Annotated in this window: 13 protein-coding genes; 4 read left to right on the plus strand and 9 right to left on the minus strand. The window is 52.0% G+C overall.

Annotation, left to right across the window (positions count from 1 at the left end):
- Positions 1–74: 74 nt before the first annotated feature.
- The gene (gene ubiG / locus QMN38_RS05140) at positions 75–803 is read right to left on the minus strand and encodes a bifunctional 2-polyprenyl-6-hydroxyphenol methylase/3-demethylubiquinol 3-O-methyltransferase UbiG (protein WP_271440116.1); all 729 of its coding nucleotides are present in this window, start codon (positions 801–803) and stop codon (positions 75–77) included.
- 158 nt (positions 804–961) lie between these two features.
- On the opposite strand from ubiG, the gene gyrA reads away from it, so the two are divergent.
- Positions 962–3,598 carry a DNA topoisomerase (ATP-hydrolyzing) subunit A gene (gene gyrA / locus QMN38_RS05145; protein WP_271440115.1) on the plus strand — a complete coding sequence of 879 codons (2,637 nt, stop codon included), beginning with the start codon at positions 962–964 and terminating at the stop codon, positions 3,596–3,598.
- Between the two features lie 43 nt (positions 3,599–3,641).
- Here the strand turns inward: gyrA and QMN38_RS05150 are convergent, their stop codons facing one another.
- From QMN38_RS05150 to atoS, 6 genes are all read right to left on the minus strand, one after another.
- The gene (locus tag QMN38_RS05150; RefSeq protein WP_323604644.1) at positions 3,642–4,826 is read right to left on the minus strand and encodes an acetyl-CoA C-acetyltransferase; all 1,185 of its coding nucleotides are present in this window, start codon (positions 4,824–4,826) and stop codon (positions 3,642–3,644) included.
- A gap of 30 nt (positions 4,827–4,856) precedes the next feature.
- Complete coding sequence (locus QMN38_RS05155) at positions 4,857–6,179, minus strand: TIGR00366 family protein (RefSeq protein WP_318044346.1); 1,323 nt, start codon at positions 6,177–6,179, stop codon at positions 4,857–4,859.
- Entirely contained in the window at positions 6,176–6,826 is a 651-nt protein-coding gene (locus tag QMN38_RS05160) for a 3-oxoacid CoA-transferase subunit B (RefSeq protein WP_202038220.1), read from the minus strand. The genes QMN38_RS05155 and QMN38_RS05160 overlap by 4 nt, the downstream gene beginning before the upstream one ends.
- A 2-nt stretch (positions 6,827–6,828) precedes the next feature.
- Positions 6,829–7,488: an acetate CoA-transferase subunit alpha gene (gene atoD / locus QMN38_RS05165; RefSeq protein WP_323604645.1), complete on the minus strand. Its 660-nt coding sequence runs from the start codon at positions 7,486–7,488 to the stop codon at positions 6,829–6,831.
- Between the two features lie 195 nt (positions 7,489–7,683).
- The gene (gene atoC / locus QMN38_RS05170) at positions 7,684–9,069 is read right to left on the minus strand and encodes an acetoacetate metabolism transcriptional regulator AtoC (RefSeq protein WP_323604646.1); all 1,386 of its coding nucleotides are present in this window, start codon (positions 9,067–9,069) and stop codon (positions 7,684–7,686) included.
- Complete coding sequence (atoS, locus tag QMN38_RS05175) at positions 9,066–10,904, minus strand: two-component system sensor histidine kinase AtoS (protein ID WP_271457298.1); 1,839 nt, start codon at positions 10,902–10,904, stop codon at positions 9,066–9,068. Before atoS ends, atoC begins: the two co-directional genes overlap by 4 nt.
- Positions 10,905–11,072: 168 nt before the next feature.
- Here atoS and rcsC point away from each other — a divergent pair, with 168 nt between their 5' ends.
- Positions 11,073–13,919, plus strand: a complete 2,847-nt coding sequence (gene rcsC, locus QMN38_RS05180) for a two-component system sensor histidine kinase RcsC (protein WP_323604647.1) — start codon at positions 11,073–11,075, stop codon at positions 13,917–13,919.
- 112 nt (positions 13,920–14,031) lie between these two features.
- Here the strand turns inward: rcsC and rcsB are convergent, their stop codons facing one another.
- Positions 14,032–14,682: a response regulator transcription factor RcsB gene (rcsB, locus tag QMN38_RS05185; RefSeq protein WP_003027592.1), complete on the minus strand. Its 651-nt coding sequence runs from the start codon at positions 14,680–14,682 to the stop codon at positions 14,032–14,034.
- 16 nt (positions 14,683–14,698) lie between these two features.
- Positions 14,699–17,368: a phosphotransferase RcsD gene (gene rcsD / locus QMN38_RS05190; RefSeq protein WP_271440108.1), complete on the minus strand. Its 2,670-nt coding sequence runs from the start codon at positions 17,366–17,368 to the stop codon at positions 14,699–14,701.
- A 741-nt stretch (positions 17,369–18,109) separates the two neighbouring features.
- Here rcsD and QMN38_RS05195 point away from each other — a divergent pair.
- Together QMN38_RS05195 and apbE are read left to right on the plus strand one after the other, a co-directional pair.
- A complete protein-coding gene (locus tag QMN38_RS05195; RefSeq protein ID WP_271440107.1) occupies positions 18,110–19,210 on the plus strand; it encodes a porin OmpC in 1,101 nt (366 codons plus the stop codon).
- Between the two features lie 115 nt (positions 19,211–19,325).
- Positions 19,326–20,381, plus strand: a complete 1,056-nt coding sequence (apbE, locus tag QMN38_RS05200) for an FAD:protein FMN transferase ApbE (RefSeq protein WP_323604648.1) — start codon at positions 19,326–19,328, stop codon at positions 20,379–20,381.
- Positions 20,382–20,415 lie beyond the last annotated feature (34 nt).

The raw sequence follows: 20,415 nt of genomic DNA on the forward strand, positions 1-20,415 counted from the left end.
TGTCGTGCCGGATGGCGGCGCTGGCGCGCTTTATCCGGCCTACAATTCAGCGGCATCAGGCCATGAGCGCCGGTTTATTCGCTTTTGGCGGTGGTATGCACCATATAGTTCACATCCACACCGGGGCCCAGTTTGAAGGTGTTGGTGATGGGGTTGTAATGCAGACCGGTCATGTGACGTTCCTTCAACACCGTCTGGTCAACCCACTGTAACAATTCAGCCGGCTTAATAAATTTTTTCACATCGTGTGTACCTTTAGGCACCATGCGCAGAATATATTCCGCGCCGACCACGGCCATCAACCAGGACTTACCGTTACGGTTGAGCGTGGAGAAAAACACTTCGCCGCCGGGTTTGACCAGTTTGGCGCAGGCTCTGACCACCGACTGCGGGTCCGGTACGTGTTCCAGCATTTCCATACAGGTGACGACGTCATACTGGTGCGCATATTTCTCGGCGTGTTCTTCGACTGTCTCTTGCACATACTCAACATGAATGCCGCTTTCCAGCGCATGCAGTTTTGCCACCTGTAAGGGTTCAAACCCCATATCCAGGCCGGTGACCGTTGCGCCTTCACGCGCCATGCTCTCTGCCAGAATCCCGCCGCCGCAGCCGACGTCGAGTACCTTTTTACCAAACAGACCACCTGACCGCTCGGCAATATAGCCCAGACGCAGCGGGTTTATGCGGTGCAGAGGCTTAAATTCACCCTCAAGATCCCACCAGCGTGACGCGACTGCTTCAAACTTGGCAATTTCTTCATGGTCAACGTTGTGAGTTACCGGCGGTTTTTCGGCATTCATTGGGGCTTCTACTCCTAAATTTGCAATGCAAACGAGTATATCAGCCTGACGGGATGAATAAAGCCTCTGTCTGGGGGAATCCATTTACCTGAATCTGCACGGGTGTGTTATAATTTGCGACCTTTGAATCCGGGATACAGTAGAGGGATAGCGGTTAGATGAGCGACCTTGCGAGAGAAATTACACCGGTCAACATTGAGGAAGAGCTGAAGAGCTCCTATCTGGATTATGCGATGTCGGTCATTGTTGGCCGTGCGCTGCCGGACGTCCGAGATGGCCTGAAGCCGGTACACCGTCGCGTACTTTACGCCATGAACGTATTGGGCAACGACTGGAATAAAGCCTATAAAAAATCTGCCCGTGTCGTTGGTGACGTAATCGGTAAATACCACCCTCATGGTGATACCGCCGTTTACGACACCATTGTTCGTATGGCGCAGCCATTCTCCTTGCGTTACATGCTGGTGGATGGTCAGGGTAACTTTGGTTCTGTCGATGGCGACTCCGCAGCTGCGATGCGTTATACGGAAATCCGTATGTCGAAAATCGCACACGAGCTGATGGCTGACCTGGAAAAAGAAACGGTTGATTTCGTCGATAACTACGACGGCACCGAACGCATTCCAGACGTCATGCCAACCAAAATTCCTAACCTGCTGGTGAACGGTTCGTCCGGTATCGCGGTAGGTATGGCAACCAACATTCCGCCGCACAACCTGACGGAAGTGATCAACGGCTGTCTGGCATATATTGACGATGAAGACATCAGCATTGAAGGGCTGATGGAACATATTCCGGGTCCGGACTTCCCGACCGCAGCGATCATCAATGGTCGTCGTGGTATCGAAGAAGCTTACCGTACCGGTCGCGGCAAGGTATACATTCGCGCACGTGCAGAAGTCGAAGCTGACGCGAAAACTGGCCGTGAGACCATCATCGTGCATGAAATTCCGTATCAGGTGAACAAAGCACGCCTGATCGAGAAAATCGCCGAGCTGGTAAAAGACAAACGCGTTGAAGGTATCAGCGCACTGCGTGACGAGTCTGACAAAGACGGTATGCGCATCGTGATTGAAGTGAAACGCGACGCGGTTGGGGAAGTGGTGCTGAATAACCTCTACTCCCAGACCCAACTGCAGGTTTCTTTCGGTATCAACATGGTTGCGCTGCACCATGGTCAGCCGAAGATCATGAACCTGAAAGATATTATCGCTGCGTTTGTTCGTCACCGTCGTGAAGTGGTTACCCGCCGTACTATTTTTGAACTGCGTAAAGCCCGTGACCGTGCGCACATCCTCGAAGCGCTGGCGATTGCTCTCGCCAACATCGATCCGATCATCGAACTGATCCGTCGTGCACCGACCCCAGCTGAAGCGAAAGCGGCACTGGTTGCTCGTTCCTGGGAACTGGGTAACGTCTCTGCCATGCTGGAACGTGCGGGTGATGACGCTGCGCGTCCTGAATGGCTGGAACCTGAGTTTGGCGTGCGTGATGGTCAGTACTTCCTGACTGAACAGCAGGCCCAGGCGATTCTGGATCTGCGCTTGCAGAAACTGACCGGCCTTGAGCATGAAAAACTGCTCGACGAATACAAAGAGCTGCTGGAGCAGATTGCTGAACTGCTGCACATTCTGGGCAGTGCCGATCGTCTGATGGAAGTTATCCGTGAGGAGATGGAGCTGATTCGTGAGCAGTTCGGCGACGCACGTCGTACTGAAATCACCGCGAACAGCGCTGACATCAACATCGAAGATCTGATTAGCCAGGAAGATGTTGTCGTAACCTTGTCTCACCAGGGCTATGTGAAATATCAACCGTTAACCGATTACGAAGCGCAGCGTCGTGGCGGGAAAGGTAAATCAGCAGCACGTATTAAAGAAGAAGACTTTATCGACCGCCTGCTGGTGGCCAATACTCACGACACGATCCTCTGCTTCTCCAGCCGTGGTCGTTTGTACTGGATGAAAGTTTATCAGCTACCGGAAGCGAGCCGTGGCGCGCGTGGACGTCCAATCGTCAATCTGCTGCCGCTGGAAGCCAACGAACGCATCACCGCAATTCTGCCGGTACGCGAGTACGAAGAGGGTGTGAACGTCTTCATGGCGACCGCCAGCGGTACGGTGAAGAAAACGGCGCTGACCGAGTTCAGCCGTCCGCGTTCTGCCGGTATTATTGCGGTTAACCTCAATGATGGTGATGAGCTGATTGGCGTCGATCTGACCTCAGGTTCTGATGAAGTCATGCTGTTCTCTGCTGCCGGTAAAGTGGTGCGCTTTAAAGAAGATGCCGTTCGTGCGATGGGTCGTACCGCGACCGGTGTACGCGGTATCAAGCTGGCAGGAGAAGATAAAGTTGTTTCTCTGATTGTTCCGCGCGGTGAAGGCGCTATTCTGACCGTAACGCAGAACGGCTACGGTAAGCGTACCGCGGCGGAAGAGTACCCGACCAAGTCTCGTGCGACGCAGGGCGTTATCTCCATCAAGGTTACCGAGCGCAACGGCTCTGTTGTCGGCGCGGTACAGGTTGAAGATACCGACCAGATCATGATGATCACCGATGCCGGTACGCTGGTGCGTACTCGCGTGTCGGAAATCAGCGTGGTTGGGCGTAACACCCAGGGCGTGATCCTCATCCGCACGGCGGAAGATGAAAACGTCGTCGGTCTGCAACGTGTTGCTGAACCGGTTGATGATGAAGAACTTGACTCCATCGACGGTAGTGCTGCGGAAGGGGACGATGATATCGCTCCTGAAGCTGAGAGCGACGACGATGCGGCAGATGACGCAGAAGAGTAATTAAGTTGTGATGAAAAGGGCCGGAGAAATCCGGCCCTTTTTTTTAGTTCATCCGCTCCACGATCATCGCGATACCCTGGCCGCCGCCGATACACAGCGTTGCCAGACCGAGCGTTTTATCCCGTGCCTGTAACGCGTGCAGCAATGTGACCAGAATACGCGCGCCGCTGGCGCCGATAGGGTGGCCCAGCGCAATCGCACCACCGTTAACGTTGACCTTTTGCGCATCAAACCCCAGCGTTTTGCCGACGGCAAGAAACTGTGCGGCAAATGCTTCATTGGCTTCGATAAGATCGATATCCGACAGCTGCAGTCCGCTCAGTTGTAACGCTTTTTGCGTGGCCGGAACGGGTCCCATGCCCATCATCGCCGGGGCGACGCCGCCGCTGGCCCAGGCTTTGATTCGCGCCAGCGGCTTTAGCCCAGCAGCCAGCGCTGCCGACTCTTCCATTACCACCAGCGCGGCAGCACCGTCGTTAATCCCCGAGGCGTTGCCAGCGGTAACAGTGCCGGCTTTGTCGAAGGCCGGACGCAATGCGGCAAGACCTTCCGCCGTGGAGTCAGCCTTGGGAAACTCATCGCGTTCAAAAATGAGGGTTTTCTTACGTGATTGTACGCTGACGGGGACAATTTCGGCCTGAAAAGCGCCGGACTCTATTGCGGCAACGGCTTTCTGCTGTGATAGCAGTGCCAGTTCATCCTGCATTTCGCGGCTGATGCCGTACTCTTTAGCGACGTTCTCGGCGGTAATCCCCATATGGTAGCCATGTTCAGCACAGATCAGCCCATCGCGCAGAATGACGTCTGACAATTGCCCGTCACCGAGGCGATATCCCCAGCGGGCTTTAGCCTCTAACAGGTAGGGGGCCTGACTCATGTTTTCCATTCCACCAGCGACCAGTGCCTGGGCCTGTCCGGCTGCGATCGCCTGAGCCGCAAGCGCCACGCTTTTGAGACCGGAGCCACACACTTTGTTGACGGTGAATCCGCAAACGGTGTCGGAAAGACCGCTTCTTAGCAATGCCTGACGCGCCGGATTCTGTCCCAGACCGGCCTGCAGCACGTTACCCATAATCACTTCTTCAACCTGCTGTGGATCAAGATGAGCGCGCTCAATTGCCGCTTTTATCACGGTTGATCCCAGCTCGATAGCGCTGGTGGTCGCCAGTGCGCCATTAAAGCTACCGATTGCGGTACGTGCCGCGCTGACAATGACACAGTTTTTCATTTTTCTGTTCCTTTATGTAAGTAATGGCTGTCAGAACAAGGTCAATCCAATGACAAAAATGACGCCTGAGAAGAGCAGGGCGGTGATGCAATACCCCATGATGTCGCGCACCCCCAATCCGGCGATAGCCAATGCAGGTAGCGCCCAGAACGGCTGCGCCATGTTCATCCACTGCTCGCCATAGGCGATAGCCATTACTGACTTACCGAGATCGGCACCAAGGGCCTGAGCGGCTGGCATGACGAACGGTCCCTGAATAACCCAATGGCCACCGCCAGACGGCACGGCAAAGTTAATCAGTGCTGAACTGAAGAAGGTCATCAGCGGGAAGGTGTCTTTGTTGGCGACGTTGATGAAGAACTCGGTAATCAATCCACCGAGGCCAGAGTGCTCCATCATCAACTGAATACCGGCGTAGAAGGGGAACTGCACCAGGATGCCGGCGGTGCTACGTGCGGCAGCACTAACGGCACGCATATAGGCCATAGGCGTTTTATGCAGCAGCAGACCGGCAATCATAAACATCAGGTTGACGGTGTTGATGGTGATGTTGAAGCCTTTCTCAGTGAAATAGAGGGCCAGATAAGCAATCCCTAATGCCCCGATTACCAGGGCCAGAATGCGGCTCTCTTCCAGTTTTTCCGATGGCGGGGCGTCGGGTGGCAGTTTTTTCTGGAAATCAGCTTCTTCCAGTAACAGCTTCGGATCGATGCTTACCACATCAGACGGTTTTGGCGTCATCATGCGTGTGATGAACGGCATCACGACGATCAGCGCCACGGTGATGAAGATGTTGAAACCGGTAAACAGCGTATCTGCGACCGGAATTAACCCTGCGACGTGCTCAACCGGGTTGCCTGGCGTTGCCGCCAGCAATGGCATTGAACCGGAGAAGCCACCCCCCCAGGTGAGAAAACCGATGTAGGCACAAGCAATCAGCAGGGGATAGTCGGAGCCGGGTACCCGGCGTGCGACTTCACGGGCAAACATCGCTCCCACTACCAGACCAAAACCCCAGTTGATGACACAGGCGACTGAACCGAAAAACGTCACCAGCATGACACCCTGAGCGGGGGTTTTGGCGGCAGACGCTGCCGTACGCAGCAGACTTTTCACCGGTCCCGAACTGGCTAACGCATGGCCTGTGACGATGATCAGCGCCATCTGCATGCCGAAAGCCAGCAGGTTCCAGAAACCATCACCCCAGAATCTCACCATGCTGACTGGCGTTTGTGGCGTCAGCCACAGCGCGATGCCGAAGGTCAACAGCGTTAGCAGCATGGCGAAAATCAGCGGGTCGGGCAGCCAGCGGCTGACCACGCGCGTCATAAAACGAGCAATGCGGCCGATCATGCATCACCTCGCAGGATAATCAGCTCGGCGGCGACATCAAACTGCGCTTCGGTTTTTTCACGCAGCATGGCGATATCGCATCCTTCCGCGATTTCCGTAAGCCACATTTTTCCGTCAATGAAGCGGAAAACAGCGAGTTCGGTCACCAGCATATGCACCGCATGTTGTGCTGTCAGCGGCATGGTGCAATGTCGGAGGATCTTCGCTGAGCCGTCTTTTGCGCAATGCTCCATCGCGATAATCACTTTGCGCGCGCCGGTCACCAGATCCATCGCCCCTCCCATGCCGGGAACCATTTTTCCGGGAACCACCCAGTTGGCGAGGTTGGCCTGCTCATCGACCTGTAACCCACCGAGCACGCAGGCATCGACATGGCCGCCGCGAATTAACGCAAACGACATGGCGCTATCAAACATGGCCGCGCCTGGTAAAATCCCGCACGGTTGCCCACCGGCGTTTACCAGGTCGGGATGCGCGGTTGTGACCGGCCCCAGACCGAGAAAACCATTTTCTGACTGCAATGTGATATGAATGTCAGCGGGCAGGTAGTTCGCAACCATTGTCGGCAGACCAATCCCCAGGTTGACGACATCCCCATCGTGAAGCTCAAGCGCCACACGGCGCGCAATACGTTGTTTAGCATCCATGATTAGCTCTCCTGTGGAATGACGATATGGTCGATAACGGCACCGGGGGTAACGATATGGTCTGGCTGGAGTTCACCGATCTCGACCATTTCATCCGGTTCAACCAGTGTGATGTCGGCGGCGAGGGCAATCAGTGGGTTAAAATTACGGGCGCTAAGTTGATAGGTCAGGTTGCCAAGCGTGTCAGCGCGGTGTGCGCGGATTAGCGCCAGATCGGCACGTAATGGACGTTCGAGCAACCAGACTCTGCCATCGAGCGTCATGGTCTGCTTGCCATCTTCCACTACGGTGCCGACGCCGGTTGGCGTGAGAAAACCGCCAAGGCCTGCGCCACCGCAGCGAATTTGCTCAATCAGAGTGCCTTGCGGCACCAGTAGTACGTCCATTTCACCGGCAATCATGCGGCGACCGGTTTCAGGGTTGGTGCCAATGTGCGAGGCAATCACTTTGCTCACGCGACCATTGACGATTAAGGGGCCGATACCGGTATCGACAAATGCGGTATCGTTGGCAATTAACGTCAAATCCCTGACGCCAGATTCAAGTAAGGCTTCGACAAGGCGAGGTGGCGTGCCAACCCCCATAAAACCGCCGACCATGATGGTCATGCCGTCACGAAAGAAGCTCGCTGCGTCTTGTAAAGTAATCAGTTTTGTTTTCATTATGTTTCCCTTTTGCATACTCCATTTTGGGTACGCTCAGGGAATTGCAAGCCGGGTGCCAGAATGACAAATAGCGAAATTATTTTTTAATTATTTGAATTTTATGATTTATTTTTATTAGCTGGCGAGGGGGATGTGGAGTTGCTATGCAGATTTTTGCGCAGTGTGCAAAATTCTGCATAGCAAATTTAGGTATCAGGAGCCTGACGGATCAATACCATACTCTTGCAATTTGTACATCAGAGCGCGCCGACTGATCCCCAGCATTAGCGCGGTGCGGGTGCGGTTGCCATCCTGATTGTCGAGCACCTCAAGGATGATGCGTTTTTCCTCACGCTTAATTTCTTCCTTCAGATTGCGTTCTCCGGTCTGAACTGCTTTTACCTCTGTTACGGTACTGACAGGCGATCGGAACTGCGCAGGCAGGTCTTCGGCAAAAATCACCGCACCGGTATTCATGACCACCGCGCGTTCGATGACGTTAGACAGTTCACGAATGTTCCCTGGCCATGGCCAGGCGGTAAGCATGGACATCGCCGTGGGATCGATCTCAATGATATCCCGCTGATTTTCTGAGCTAAATTTTTGTAAAAAGTGATTCGCTAACAGGGCGATGTCTTCGCGGCGTTCGCGTAACGGGGGAAGGGTCAGATGAATCACGTTAAGCCGATAAAACAGGTCTTCGCGGAACGTTCCTTCCTTCACCATTGTTTGCAGGCAGCGGTTGGTGGCGGCAACAATACGGATATCGACGCGGATAGTTTGGTGTCCGCCGATGCGCTCGAATTCTCTTTCCTGCAAAATACGCAGCAGTTTAGCCTGCAGAACCAGCGGCATTTCACCAATCTCGTCGAGCAGAAGCGTTCCCTGATGCGCGCGTTCGAACAGCCCCTGGCGTAGGGTTTGTGCACCGGTAAATGCCCCCTTTTCGTGGCCAAACAGTTCGCTTTCCAGTAAGGATTCCGGTAAGGCCGCACAGTTGATTTTGATAAAGGGGCCGTTGGCGCGTTTACTGTTGTAGTGGATGGCGCGGGCAATCAGCTCTTTTCCTGTGCCACTTTCGCCGCTAATCAGTACGTTCGCCTGTGAGAGGGCGATTTTTGCCGTGTCTTTACAAATATCCATCATCACCGGGCTGGTAGTCAGGATATGCCCCCATTGCCAACTGGTGCTTAGCGCCTGATGCAGATTGCGGATCTCCTGCTTCATTGCCTGAAGCTGTAGTGCGCGCTGAATGACCAGATTGAGCTCATCCAAATCAAAGGGTTTAATCACATAGTCAAACGCGCCGCTACGGAGAGCTTCTACTGCGGTCTCCACTTCGGCGTAGGCCGTCATCAGAATCACGGGGATCCGCGGCTGCTGGGCGCGCATGGCTTTCAGTGCATCAATACCGTCCATCTCTGGCATACGGATGTCCATCAGTACCACGTCAGGATGCGTATCAGCAAACAGAGTCAGCGCGGCTTTTCCATCGCTGGCGCAGTGCGTTTCATGCCCTTGCAGGGAAAACGCAGTGGTAAGCATACGGCGAACATTTTCTTCGTCATCAACGATGAGAATACGGTAGGTCGTTTTCATTCTGACGGATTTCCCTGCGGGTTAAGAGGTAAAATCAGGGTGAAGGTTGCGCCGCAGCCCGGCATACTTGTCACGTGGATATCCCCCTGATGCGCGTTGATTATGCGCTGGCTTAGCGCCAGTCCAAGACCCGTACCTGACGCTTTGGTCGTAAAGAAGGGGTCGAATATTTTCTTCTGAATGGCAATATCGATACCGTTGCCATTATCTTCAATCATCACCGCCTGCTGTGAGGCTGAATATTGCCAGGTGCGGATTCGAATTTCGCCCCGTGCGGCTATCGCCTGCACCGCATTGATTAAAATATTAAGGATCACCTGCTTGAGGAGTTCGCGATCGGCGACGATGGCGGGCAGGCTGGCATCTAATTCTGTGGTAAATGCGATTCGAGCCTGTAGGCCTGCGGTTTGCACGAGGATCAGCGTTTCTTCAATCAACGCATTGAGCCGTACCTGCTGCCACTGGCTTTGTCGCGGGCGAGAGAAATCCAACAGTTGCTGGATGACTTTATTGATTGAGTCAATTTCGTTCAGCACAACGGATAAATATTCCTGATGTTCTGGTAAAGACGTTTGTTGGCGGATGATCTGTACATAGCCACGGATTGCCGTCAGCGGGTTACGTACCTCATGCGCCACTCCAGCCATCAACTCGCCGAGCGTCGCGAGCCTTTCCGTTTGTGCCAGCCGGCGCTGTGTCTCTTTGCGGGCCGTTAAATCAGAGAAGATCACCAGAGCTCCGATTAGCTCGCCATGCGCGTTATGGATCCGGCTGGTGGTGACGCTTATTTCAATGGTGCGGTCGCGACCAGGAAAACTTACCTCCTGGGCGACATGTTCGGTGCCGTGCTCCAGTGTATCCAGTACCGGGCTGGAGAACTGAGTATCGGCAAAGAGGGTTGCATAGGGCTGCCCGACCAGTTCATGAAGCTGATAGCCAGTGATTTGCTCTGCCGCCGGGTTCATGGTGGTGACATCGCCCTGTCTGTCGATGGCAATGACGCCGTCTGCTGCGTTCTCAATAATCAGGTCATTAAGGGTTTTGGTTTCCCGAAGCGTTTGTGCCAGCGCATTGACGCTGCGGCTGATTTGTCCCAGTTCGCCGGGCAGTTCAGGCAGTCGGGCTGGTGTTTTTTGCGCCAGCGTGGAGAGCCCGTCGGTGATAATGTCGATATTCGCACTGAGACGGCGAGAGAAAAGCACAATCAACAGCAGGCTACTGATGAGTCCGGCAGCCAGCACGGCAATGATCCTGACGTCCATTTTCCAGGCTTGCTGGCGGATATCTTCCGTCAGTTCATTCGCCCAGATATAGCCAATAACTTCACCCTGCCGTTCGATGGGGATCATGGAGTTGAGGATGTCGCCACGAACCTGTCGTCCGGAAAAAACCACAGGTGCGTTGCTGCTCATCACTTCACGTCCGGGGTGATCGTCAGTGATGGTGATACCGACATTACTTTGATACAACGCAGAGGGGGCGTAGGTGATGATTGCATCCAGTGCCTTGTTGTAATACCCCGCGCCGATGCCAGGAAATGCCTGGGTGATCCGTTCGGTGATGGGGCCCAACTCAAGATTCAGCGCCCGAATGCGCGCTTCACGCGGTAAATCCGCGTAGTGGCTAAAGCTATCGCCCAGCGCACCGTTAAGCAGAGTGAGCACCGATGACAGTTTTTTCTCTTTTTCAGATAAGACTGCTGACCGACCTTCGGTTTCTACGATATAACCAATAGAAATCGTCGGCACAATGACCATCAGAATGGCCATCATGATCATTTGGTTGCGTAAACGTCGCGGGTATAAACGACGCGTCAGCCATCTCAGCTTGCGCATTCTCACATCCGTGCAGTGTTTTTTAGGCAAACGACGATTATCAGGGGTTAAGACAACGGTGTCAGAGCGGTGTATCATATTCCCGTAAAGAGAGGGCATTGCGACGCCGGACATTTACCGCTACCTTAACCACACTCTATTGATATCCTGAGGCGGAGCTTCGCCCCTTTGAAATACCTTGCTTCCGTTCATTCAACCCTAAAAGTCTCACGCTACCTGTTCAGAGCGCTGGCCTTACTGGTCTGGTGTCTGATTGCTTTTGTTTCGGTGTTCTACATTGTGAATGCGCTGCACCAGCGAGAGTCTGAGATCCGCCAGGAGTTTAATCTCAGCTCCGATCAGGCCCAACGCTACATTCAGCGTACTTCTGACGTGATAAAAGAGCTGAAATACATTGCTGAAAACCGGTTAACGGCAGAAAACGGCGTGATGTCATTGCGGGCACGGGATGATAAAACCGTGGTGCCGAATTTTGAACCGCTGTTTGCCGATTCCGACTGTGCGGTGATGGGTAATGCCTGGCGTGGCTCGCTGGAGTCATTAGCGTGGTTTATGCGCTACTGGCGCGACAATTTTTCAGCGGCTTATGATTTGAACCGCGTGTTCCTGATCGGCAGCGATAACCTCTGTATGGCCAATTTTGGTCTGCGGGATATGCCTGTCGAACGTGACGAGGCGCTGAAAGCGCTGCATGAGCGCATCATTAAGTATCGCAATGCCCCGCAGGAAGAAAACGGCAATAACCTGTTCTGGATAAGCCAGGGGCCACGTCCAGGGGTGGGGTATTTTTATGCGCTGACGCCGGTCTATCTTGCCAATCGTCTGCAGGCGTTACTGGGTGTGGAACAGCCGATTCGCATGGAGAACTTCTTCACACCGGGCAGTTTGCCGATGGGGGTGACCATCCTTGATGAAAATGGTCATGCGCTGATTTCACTCACCGGTCCTGAAGGCACTATTAAGTCTGAACCGCGCTGGATGCAGGAGCGCTCGTGGTTTGGCTACACGCCGGGTTTTCGCAATCTGGTGTTAAAGAAAAACCTGCCGCCATCCTCGCTCAGTATTGTGTACTCCGTGCCGGTCGATCTGGTGCTGGAGCGGATACGCATGATGATCCTGAATGCGGTTCTGCTGAATGTGCTGGTAGGTGCGGCGTTGTTTATGCTGACGCGCATGTATGAGCGGCGTATTTTTATTCCAGCGGAAAGCGATGCCCAACGCCTGGAAGAGCATGAGCAGTTTAACCGTAAAATCGTGGCTTCTGCGCCGGTCGGTATTTGTATTCTGCGCACAATTGATGGCATTAACATTCTGAGCAACGAGCTGGCGCATACCTATCTCAACATGCTGACGCATGAAGACAGGCAACGGTTGACACAAATTATCTGCGGCCAGCAGGTTAATTTCGTCGATGTGTTGACCAGCAATAATACTAATCTGCAAATCAGCTTTGTGCATTCACGTTATCGCAATGAGAACGTAGCGATATGCGTCCTGGTCGATGTGAGTGCTCGCGTGAAAATGGAAGAGTCGTTACAGGAGATGGCGCAGGCGGCGGAACAGGCCAGCCAGTCAAAATCAATGTTCCTTGCAACGGTGAGTCATGAGCTACGCACGCCGCTGTATGGCATTATCGGTAACCTTGACCTGCTGCAAACGAAAGAACTGCCCAGCGGAGTGGATCGCCTGGTGACGGCGATGAATAATTCCTCCAGCCTGTTGTTGAAGATTATCAGCGATATTCTTGATTTCTCGAAAATTGAATCCGAACAGTTGAAGATTGAACCGCGCGAATTTTCACCGCGTGAAGTGATGAGCCATATTACGGCCAACTATCTGCCGCTGGTGGTACGCAAGCAACTGGGATTGTACTGTTTCATCGAACCGGATGTGCCCGTGGCATTAAATGGCGATCCGATGCGCTTACAGCAGGTTATTTCTAACCTGTTGAGTAATGCGATTAAATTTACTGATACCGGCTGTATTGTGCTGCATGTTCAGTGCAGCGGCGACTACCTCAGCATTCGTGTGCGTGATACTGGCGTGGGGATCCCGGCCAAAGAAGTCGTTCGTCTGTTCGATCCCTTCTTCCAGGTGGGGACGGGCGTGCAGCGTAATTTCCAGGGGACCGGGTTGGGTCTGGCTATCTGTGAGAAACTGATCAGCATGATGGACGGGGATATTTCCGTCGATTCTGAACCGGGTATGGGGAGCCAGTTTACGCTGCGGATACCGCTGTATGGTGCCCAGTACCCACAGAATAAAAGCGTGGATGGTCTTGCCAGTACTCGCTGCTGGCTGGCCGTGCGAAACGCGTCACTCTATCACTTTATCGAATCCAGCCTCACGCGTACCGGGATGACGGTGCTGCGTTATGAGGGGCAGCAACCTGATGCAAATGATGTATTGATTGCTGATGATGTGCTGGAGCAGACGTGGAAGGGACGAGCCATGGTGATTTTCTGTCGTCGCCACATTGGTATTCCACTGGAAAGAACGCCTGGAGAGTGGGTGCACAGCGTGGCATCACCGCACGAGTTGCCCGCGCTGCTGGCGCATATCTACAGCGTTGAACTGGGTAGTGAAGCGCTTTCCACCGCGCTGCCAGCTCCGGACAAAGTGGGAGCCACAAACGATGACATGATGATTCTGGTGGTTGACGATCATCCGATTAACCGCCGTTTACTGGCCGATCAGCTCGGATCGTTGGGGTATCAGTGTAAAACCGCCAACGACGGTGTGGACGCGCTCAATGTATTGAGTAAAAACCATATTGATATCGTGCTGAGCGACGTAAACATGCCGAATATGGATGGTTATCGCTTGACGCAACGTATTCGCCAACTGGGGTTAACGCTGCCGGTTATTGGTGTGACGGCCAATGCTCTGGCGGAAGAGAAGCAGCGCTGTCTGGAGTCGGGAATGGACAGCTGTTTGTCCAAGCCAGTGACGTTAGACGTGCTGAAGCAGACGTTGACTGTCTATGCGGAACGCGTGAGAAAAACGCGGGGATAAAAGAGGCTAGGTAGTGGTGTTTGCCTTATCCGGCCTACAGAACATACACAACGCTGTATTGTTCGTAGGCCAGATAAACGCGATGCCTTCAGGCAGATGATATGAAAACGAATTACTCTTTGTCTGACGGGCTTAACGTCACGGATGACAGGTAATTCAGCAGGGCGATATCGTTTTCCACGCCGAGCTTCATCATTGCAGACTTTTTCTGGCTACTGATGGTTTTAATACTGCGATTGAGCTTCTTAGCGATTTCAGTCACCAGGAAACCTTCGGCAAACAGGCGCAGAACTTCACTTTCTTTCGGTGACAGGCGTTTGTCGCCATAGCCGCTGGCGCTGATTTTTTCCAGCAGGCGAGAGACACTTTCCGGGGTGAATTTCTTACCTTTTTGCAGTGCCGCCAGTGCCTTAGGCAGGTCAGTTGGCGCACCTTGTTTCAGCACGATCCCTTCAATGTCGAGATCCAGTACCGCGCTCAGGATGGCCGGGTTGTTGTTCATGGTCAAAACGATGATCGACAGGCTCGGGAAATGGCGTTTGATATATTTAATTAACGTGATCCCATCACCATATTTATCTCCCGGCATTGAGAGATCGGTAATCAACACATGAGCATCTAATTTAGGCAAATTGTTGATCAGTGCAGTGGAGTCTTCAAATTCGCCGACAACGTTCACCCACTCGATTTGTTCAAGTGATTTACGAATACCGAACAGTACAATCGGATGGTCATCGGCAATAATTACGTTCATAGTGTTCATGTATTGGGCTACCTTGCTACAGCAAGCTCTTGACGTAAACGTCAATGTCGCTGATGTACTTTTCTATACCTGGAGCATCTTTCTCTTGAATAAGATGTTCCAGCGCTTCACATAACTGCTTGCCGGGTACCAGATTAAGCATGGCAAACACGCCTTTCAGGCGATGGGCCGTTTGGGCTAACGCAGCGAAATCGCTGGTTGCTGCCTCAGTATACAACCTCTTAACATCATCCGGTACTGTGTCTACAAAGAGTGCATAGTAACCACTGGCATGAAGTTCGGCGTTTTCATCACCGCCGAGGGGGAGTTCCTGGATCTCTTCTTGCGCCAGTTGTTCTTCTATTAGCTCCAGGACAGCTTCCTGCATAGCATTACTCATATTAAAGTTGACGCGCAGCTGACCGGGGCCAATTTTTCGCACGCCAGACTCATCATCGCTTAAAAGCAAGCCTGAGGCAGTAAGATTAGACGGATTATCAGTGATAAAGAGATCATATTCTTGACTATTCAGTCGCTCATCGGGGGTGATGCAGGTTGCTCCCCAGTTTTCCAGCTGACGCAATACAATGCTGCGTACGTCATTCGAGGTGACGTCAACCATCACGCAGACGTCATCCAACAACCGTTCTTCATTATCAGCATGTTGGTCATGTAGCGGCATCTTAACATGGACGATATAACGCGTTCCAAGTTCTTCCCGCGCTTTAATATTCAGATGTCCACCCAATTTGCGTGCGAGTTGATCGCACAACCAGAACGTGAGTGGATTCGCTTTGCCATATCGATCGCTCTGCGTGTCATTGATGAACGGGAAGTGCAGATTATCAATTTCATTCAGCGCGACGCCTTCCCCCGTATCCAGAATACGGAAGGTCAGACGCTCTGCCTCCGATTCATCCTGGTCGACATCCAGCGTAATTTTGCCAATCTGCGTCGTGGTCACGGCATATTGGATGAGCAGCAGCAAAATACGACGCAGGGCATCGCGGTCGCCGCGGCGCTCATCATTGGCGCTCAGGTGATTTTTAATCAGCAGCTGTAACCCTTTACGCTTGATGGCTGGCAGTACTTCAGGTACTACGTCGTCAATTAACGCCTGCACGGAAAACAGCGTTGATTCACTTTTCCAGTCATCGCTTTCCAGAAGATTGGCCAACTGAATCTCATCGACCATACGTACCAGCACGTCTGCCTGGTTTGCCAGTTTCTGGCTGTCGGGCGTATTGAGTGCAGCAGCATTTATGGCCAGCGTTTTGGCAGGATCTTTCAGTGCGCTACCAATGTTTTGCATAAAGGCGGCGCGAGCCTGTTGGTTTTTCTCATACAGTCGCTGCGCTTGTTTCAGCTTTTTATTGACCAGTACTTCGCGATCCTGGTCGCGAATGATAAAGATCTGCGTGCGGGCTGAGATCTGGCTGCGGAACAGCCTGATCTCATATAATTCATTATTGATTGTGGCCTGGATGACCCCCTGATGCTGCTCCGCCATACTGGTGATATTTTGCAGATTTAAATGTGGCAGCAGATGGTCGGCAATTTTATTGCTGATAACCGTGCGGTTGGATTCCTGGTCGTGTACCAATAATCCCAGCGGCAGCAGCGAAACAATTTCTTCATTGATTGCGCGAAGCACCCGGAGTTCATTATTTGCGACAAGGTTTGGCGCCACTTCGTTTGAACGGGCAGGAAGGTGGCGGAAAGTGGTATAGCCAAACAGCGCCAGCGCCAGCAGAGCGATATTCAGTAACAGCGGCAGCAGAATGCTTTGCAGCGTATCAAGCAGTAATGAACCAAAGGGAACCTGCCAGACCAGTCGCATATCCGTTGAATTTAGCGCTGAGGAGATCTCAATCTTGCTATTGTTAAAGTTGATGCTGACGCTGTCAGGCGACTCTTTTTCACTGAGATGCTCAGCCGTAGACGTGGCATCAGGCTCCAGGTGAAAACTGTCCAACTGCATGCCCGGGGGGATCAAATCATTAATCGGCAGGTCAAACGCGACCACGGTTGCCAGATGTCCTGGTTGATTAAAGGTTGTGCGCAACGTGAAGTAATGGCCGTTTTGCCAGACCAACCGGCGGAGGGACGAGAAGCTTTCACGCTCATCGAGCGCATTGGCCTGTTGTAACATTTCAGCGCGGCGCGAATCGACAATGTTGCCAATTGTCGACTCTTTAAAGCCGGAAGTGAGATCTTTCAGCGGCAGCGTTGAGATAAGAATCAGGCTATTGTCCTGACCATTCAGATAATACATTGACCATGGGACATTCTCTGCGCCCCACAGTGTATCCAGATAGGTTGAGATACGTTGGGTCATTTCCAGCGTAGAACTGTCATGCGAGCCGAAAATCAGTGCTTCAGTCTTTCTACGGGGTTTTTCAAGATAGTAGACATCTTGCTTGAGTCGGGTTTCCTGTAACCCGTCAGCAGTCGATGAGTTGGCTGTCGCTGCAATATTGTCATAGATTTGCCAGGTCACGTATCGCCAGGTATCCACCCTTTTATGAATTGCGTGGGTGATATCGACAATCTGATAGCTCTTATCTTTTAGCCAGGTGTTGACCGCGCTCTGGACCATCACGCCCATCATCACCAACAGCACCACGATCAGTAATAAGAAGAAACGGGTAATACTTCCCGGAAGCAGGGAGAATCGGGTAGAAGCCGTTGTGTCAGACTGACTCATTCGTGTTTATGACCTGTTAAAACGACGCTAAAGATGAAGGGGCAGTATAAAGGGTAATGTATGAATTGCCATACTTACGCAACATCCGGTGAGCTGCATTTTTTATTGTTGTGTATCGTTGCCAGGCAGGCAATGAAAACGTGTACAGCCGGTCACTAACAGTACAAATAGAGGTATGAAACCTACAGATTTAGCATTAAATAACAAGAAATTATTTGCCTGATTTATAAGCGATGGTGAACAGGTGAGATAGTTAATAGTCGTTATAGTTTTTCATCGGTAGCACAGAACAGTGATGTTTGTGTAAAGAAGGGTAAAAAAAAACCGAACGCAGAGCATTCGGTTGAAATAGGGGTAAACAGACATTCATGAATGAATGACGGTAATAAATAAAGTTAATGATGATAGCGAGTCTATTTTAGTTGCGAGTGAAGATTTTTTTTTATCATTCAGTGCTATGGTTGTGTTTTGTGCAAGTGATTGATGTATAGGTATTTTATAATGATTCTTGACTATTCGTGCTTATTTGCCCCATTTTCTTAATTAAAAAAAGTTCCGTTTTGTTAATATTTTGAAACATCTCCATAGATAAATGAAACATCTTTAAAGTATTAGTATCATATTCGTGTTGGATTATTCTGTGTTTTTGCGGAGAATGAAGTTGCCGACTGGTTAATGAGGGTTAGCCAGTGAGCAGTGGCATAAAAAAGCAATAAAGGCATATAACAGAGGGTTAATAACATGAAAGTTAAAGTACTGTCCCTCCTGGTACCGGCTCTGCTGGTAGCAGGCGCAGCAAATGCGGCTGAAATTTACAACAAAGACGGCAACAAATTAGATCTGTACGGTAAAGTCGACGGTCTGCACTATTTCTCTGATGACTCTACTAAAGATGGCGATCAGACCTATATGCGTATCGGCTTCAAAGGTGAAACCCAGGTAAACGACCAGCTGACCGGTTACGGCCAGTGGGAATACCAGATCATGGGTAACTCCTCTGAAAACGAAAACAACGCCTGGACGCGTGTCGCGTTTGCCGGTCTGAAATTCGCTGATGCAGGTTCTTTCGACTACGGTCGTAACTACGGCGTGGTTTATGACGTCACGTCCTGGACCGACGTCCTGCCGGAATTCGGCGGCGATACCTACGGTTCTGACAACTTCATGCAGCAGCGTGGTAACGGCTTTGCAACCTACCGTAACACTGATTTCTTCGGTCTGGTTGATGGTCTGAACTTTGCCCTGCAGTACCAGGGTAAAAACGGTAGTCCGGAAGGTGAAGGCATGACCGGCGTGACTGGCAACGGTCGTGACGCACTGAATCAGAACGGTGACGGCGTTGGCGGATCTATCACTTATGATATCGGCGCAGGCTTCTCCCTGGGTACCGCAGTTACCAGCTCCAAACGTACTGATGAGCAGAACAAGCTGAACTTCGGTACCGGCGATCGTGCTGAAACCTACACTGGCGGTCTGAAATACGACGCGAACAACGTCTACCTGGCAGCACAGTACACCCAGACCTACAACGCAACGCGTGCAGGCAAACTGGGCTGGGCAAACAAAGCGCAGAACTTCGAAGCTGTTGCTCAGTACCAGTTCGACTTCGGTCTGCGTCCGTCTGTGGCTTACCTGCAGTCCAAAGGTAAAGATCTGGACAGCGGCTACGGCGACCAGGATATCCTGAAATATGTTGATGTTGGCGCGACCTACTACTTCAACAAAAACATGTCCACCTATGTTGATTACAAAATCAACCTGCTGGATGACAACAACTTTACCCGTAATGCCGGTATCTCTACCGATGATATCGTAGCACTGGGTCTGGTTTACCAGTTCTAATCTGCATTTATTTCTATCAAAGGCCCTACGGGGCCTTTTTTAATGCCGTTTTTCTGACGTACAAACACTCTTTTTTGGTGTACTCTTGCGCCCGTTTTCATAAGGGTAATCACGTATGGATATGATTTTTTGTCGTGCAGCGCTCCTGGCTGTAACACTCTTTTTTGTTGGGTGCGATGAGGCCCCGAAATCAACCCAGACCCCGTTCTCAACCGCGACAGTCCTGGAAGGTAAAACCATGGGCACCTTCTGGCGGGTCAGTGTAGTTGGCCTGGATGACAAACGCGCCGGAGAGTTGCAGGCGAAGATCCAGACTCAGCTTGATGCTGATGATCAACTGCTTTCTACCTACAAGAACGATTCTGCGCTGATGCGTTTTAACCAGTCAAAAAGCCTGTCACCGTGGCCGGTGAATGATGCGCTGGCGGATATTGTGACATCGGCGTTACGTATTGGCGCAAAAACTGACGGTGCGATGGACATCACCGTCGGTCCGTTGGTGAATCTGTGGGGCTTTGGTCCACAGCAGCAACCGCTGCATACACCTACGCAGGCAAGAATTGATGCGGCAAAAGCGCAAACCGGGCTTGCACATCTGAAGGTGGTTAATGAGGCGCACCAGAATTATCTGCAGAAAGATCTGCCGGCGCTGTATGTTGATCTCTCCACCGTGGGGGAAGGGTATGCGGCTGACCATCTGGCGCGATTGATGGAACAGGAAGGGATCGCCCGCTATCTGGTTTCTGTTGGTGGTGCTCTGAACAGCCGTGGAATGAATGCCGAGGGGCAACCGTGGCGTGTAGCAATACAGAAACCAACCGATCGTGAAAACGCGGTACAGGCAATTGTCGATATCAATGGACATGGCATCAGCACCTCCGGTAGCTATCGCAACTATTACGAACTGGACGGAAAACGTCTGTCCCATGTCATCGATCCGCAAACCGGTCGTCCTATTGAACACAATCTGGTCTCTGTGACGGTGATTGCACCCACGGCGCTGGAGGCTGACGGGTGGGATACCGGGCTAATGGTGCTCGGCCCGGAAAAGGCCAAAGAAGTCGTGCGTCGCGAAGGGTTGGCGGTGTATATGATTGTTAAAGAAGGCGACGGGTTTAAAACCTGGATGTCGCCGCAATTTAAAAGCTTCCTGGTCAGCGAAAAAAATTAAAAAGCAAGATTGCGGGTTTTTATAACCCGCAATG

This window comes from Citrobacter sp. R-1.5.2 (genome assembly GCF_035064245.1).
GTDB lineage: Bacteria > Pseudomonadota > Gammaproteobacteria > Enterobacterales > Enterobacteriaceae > Citrobacter.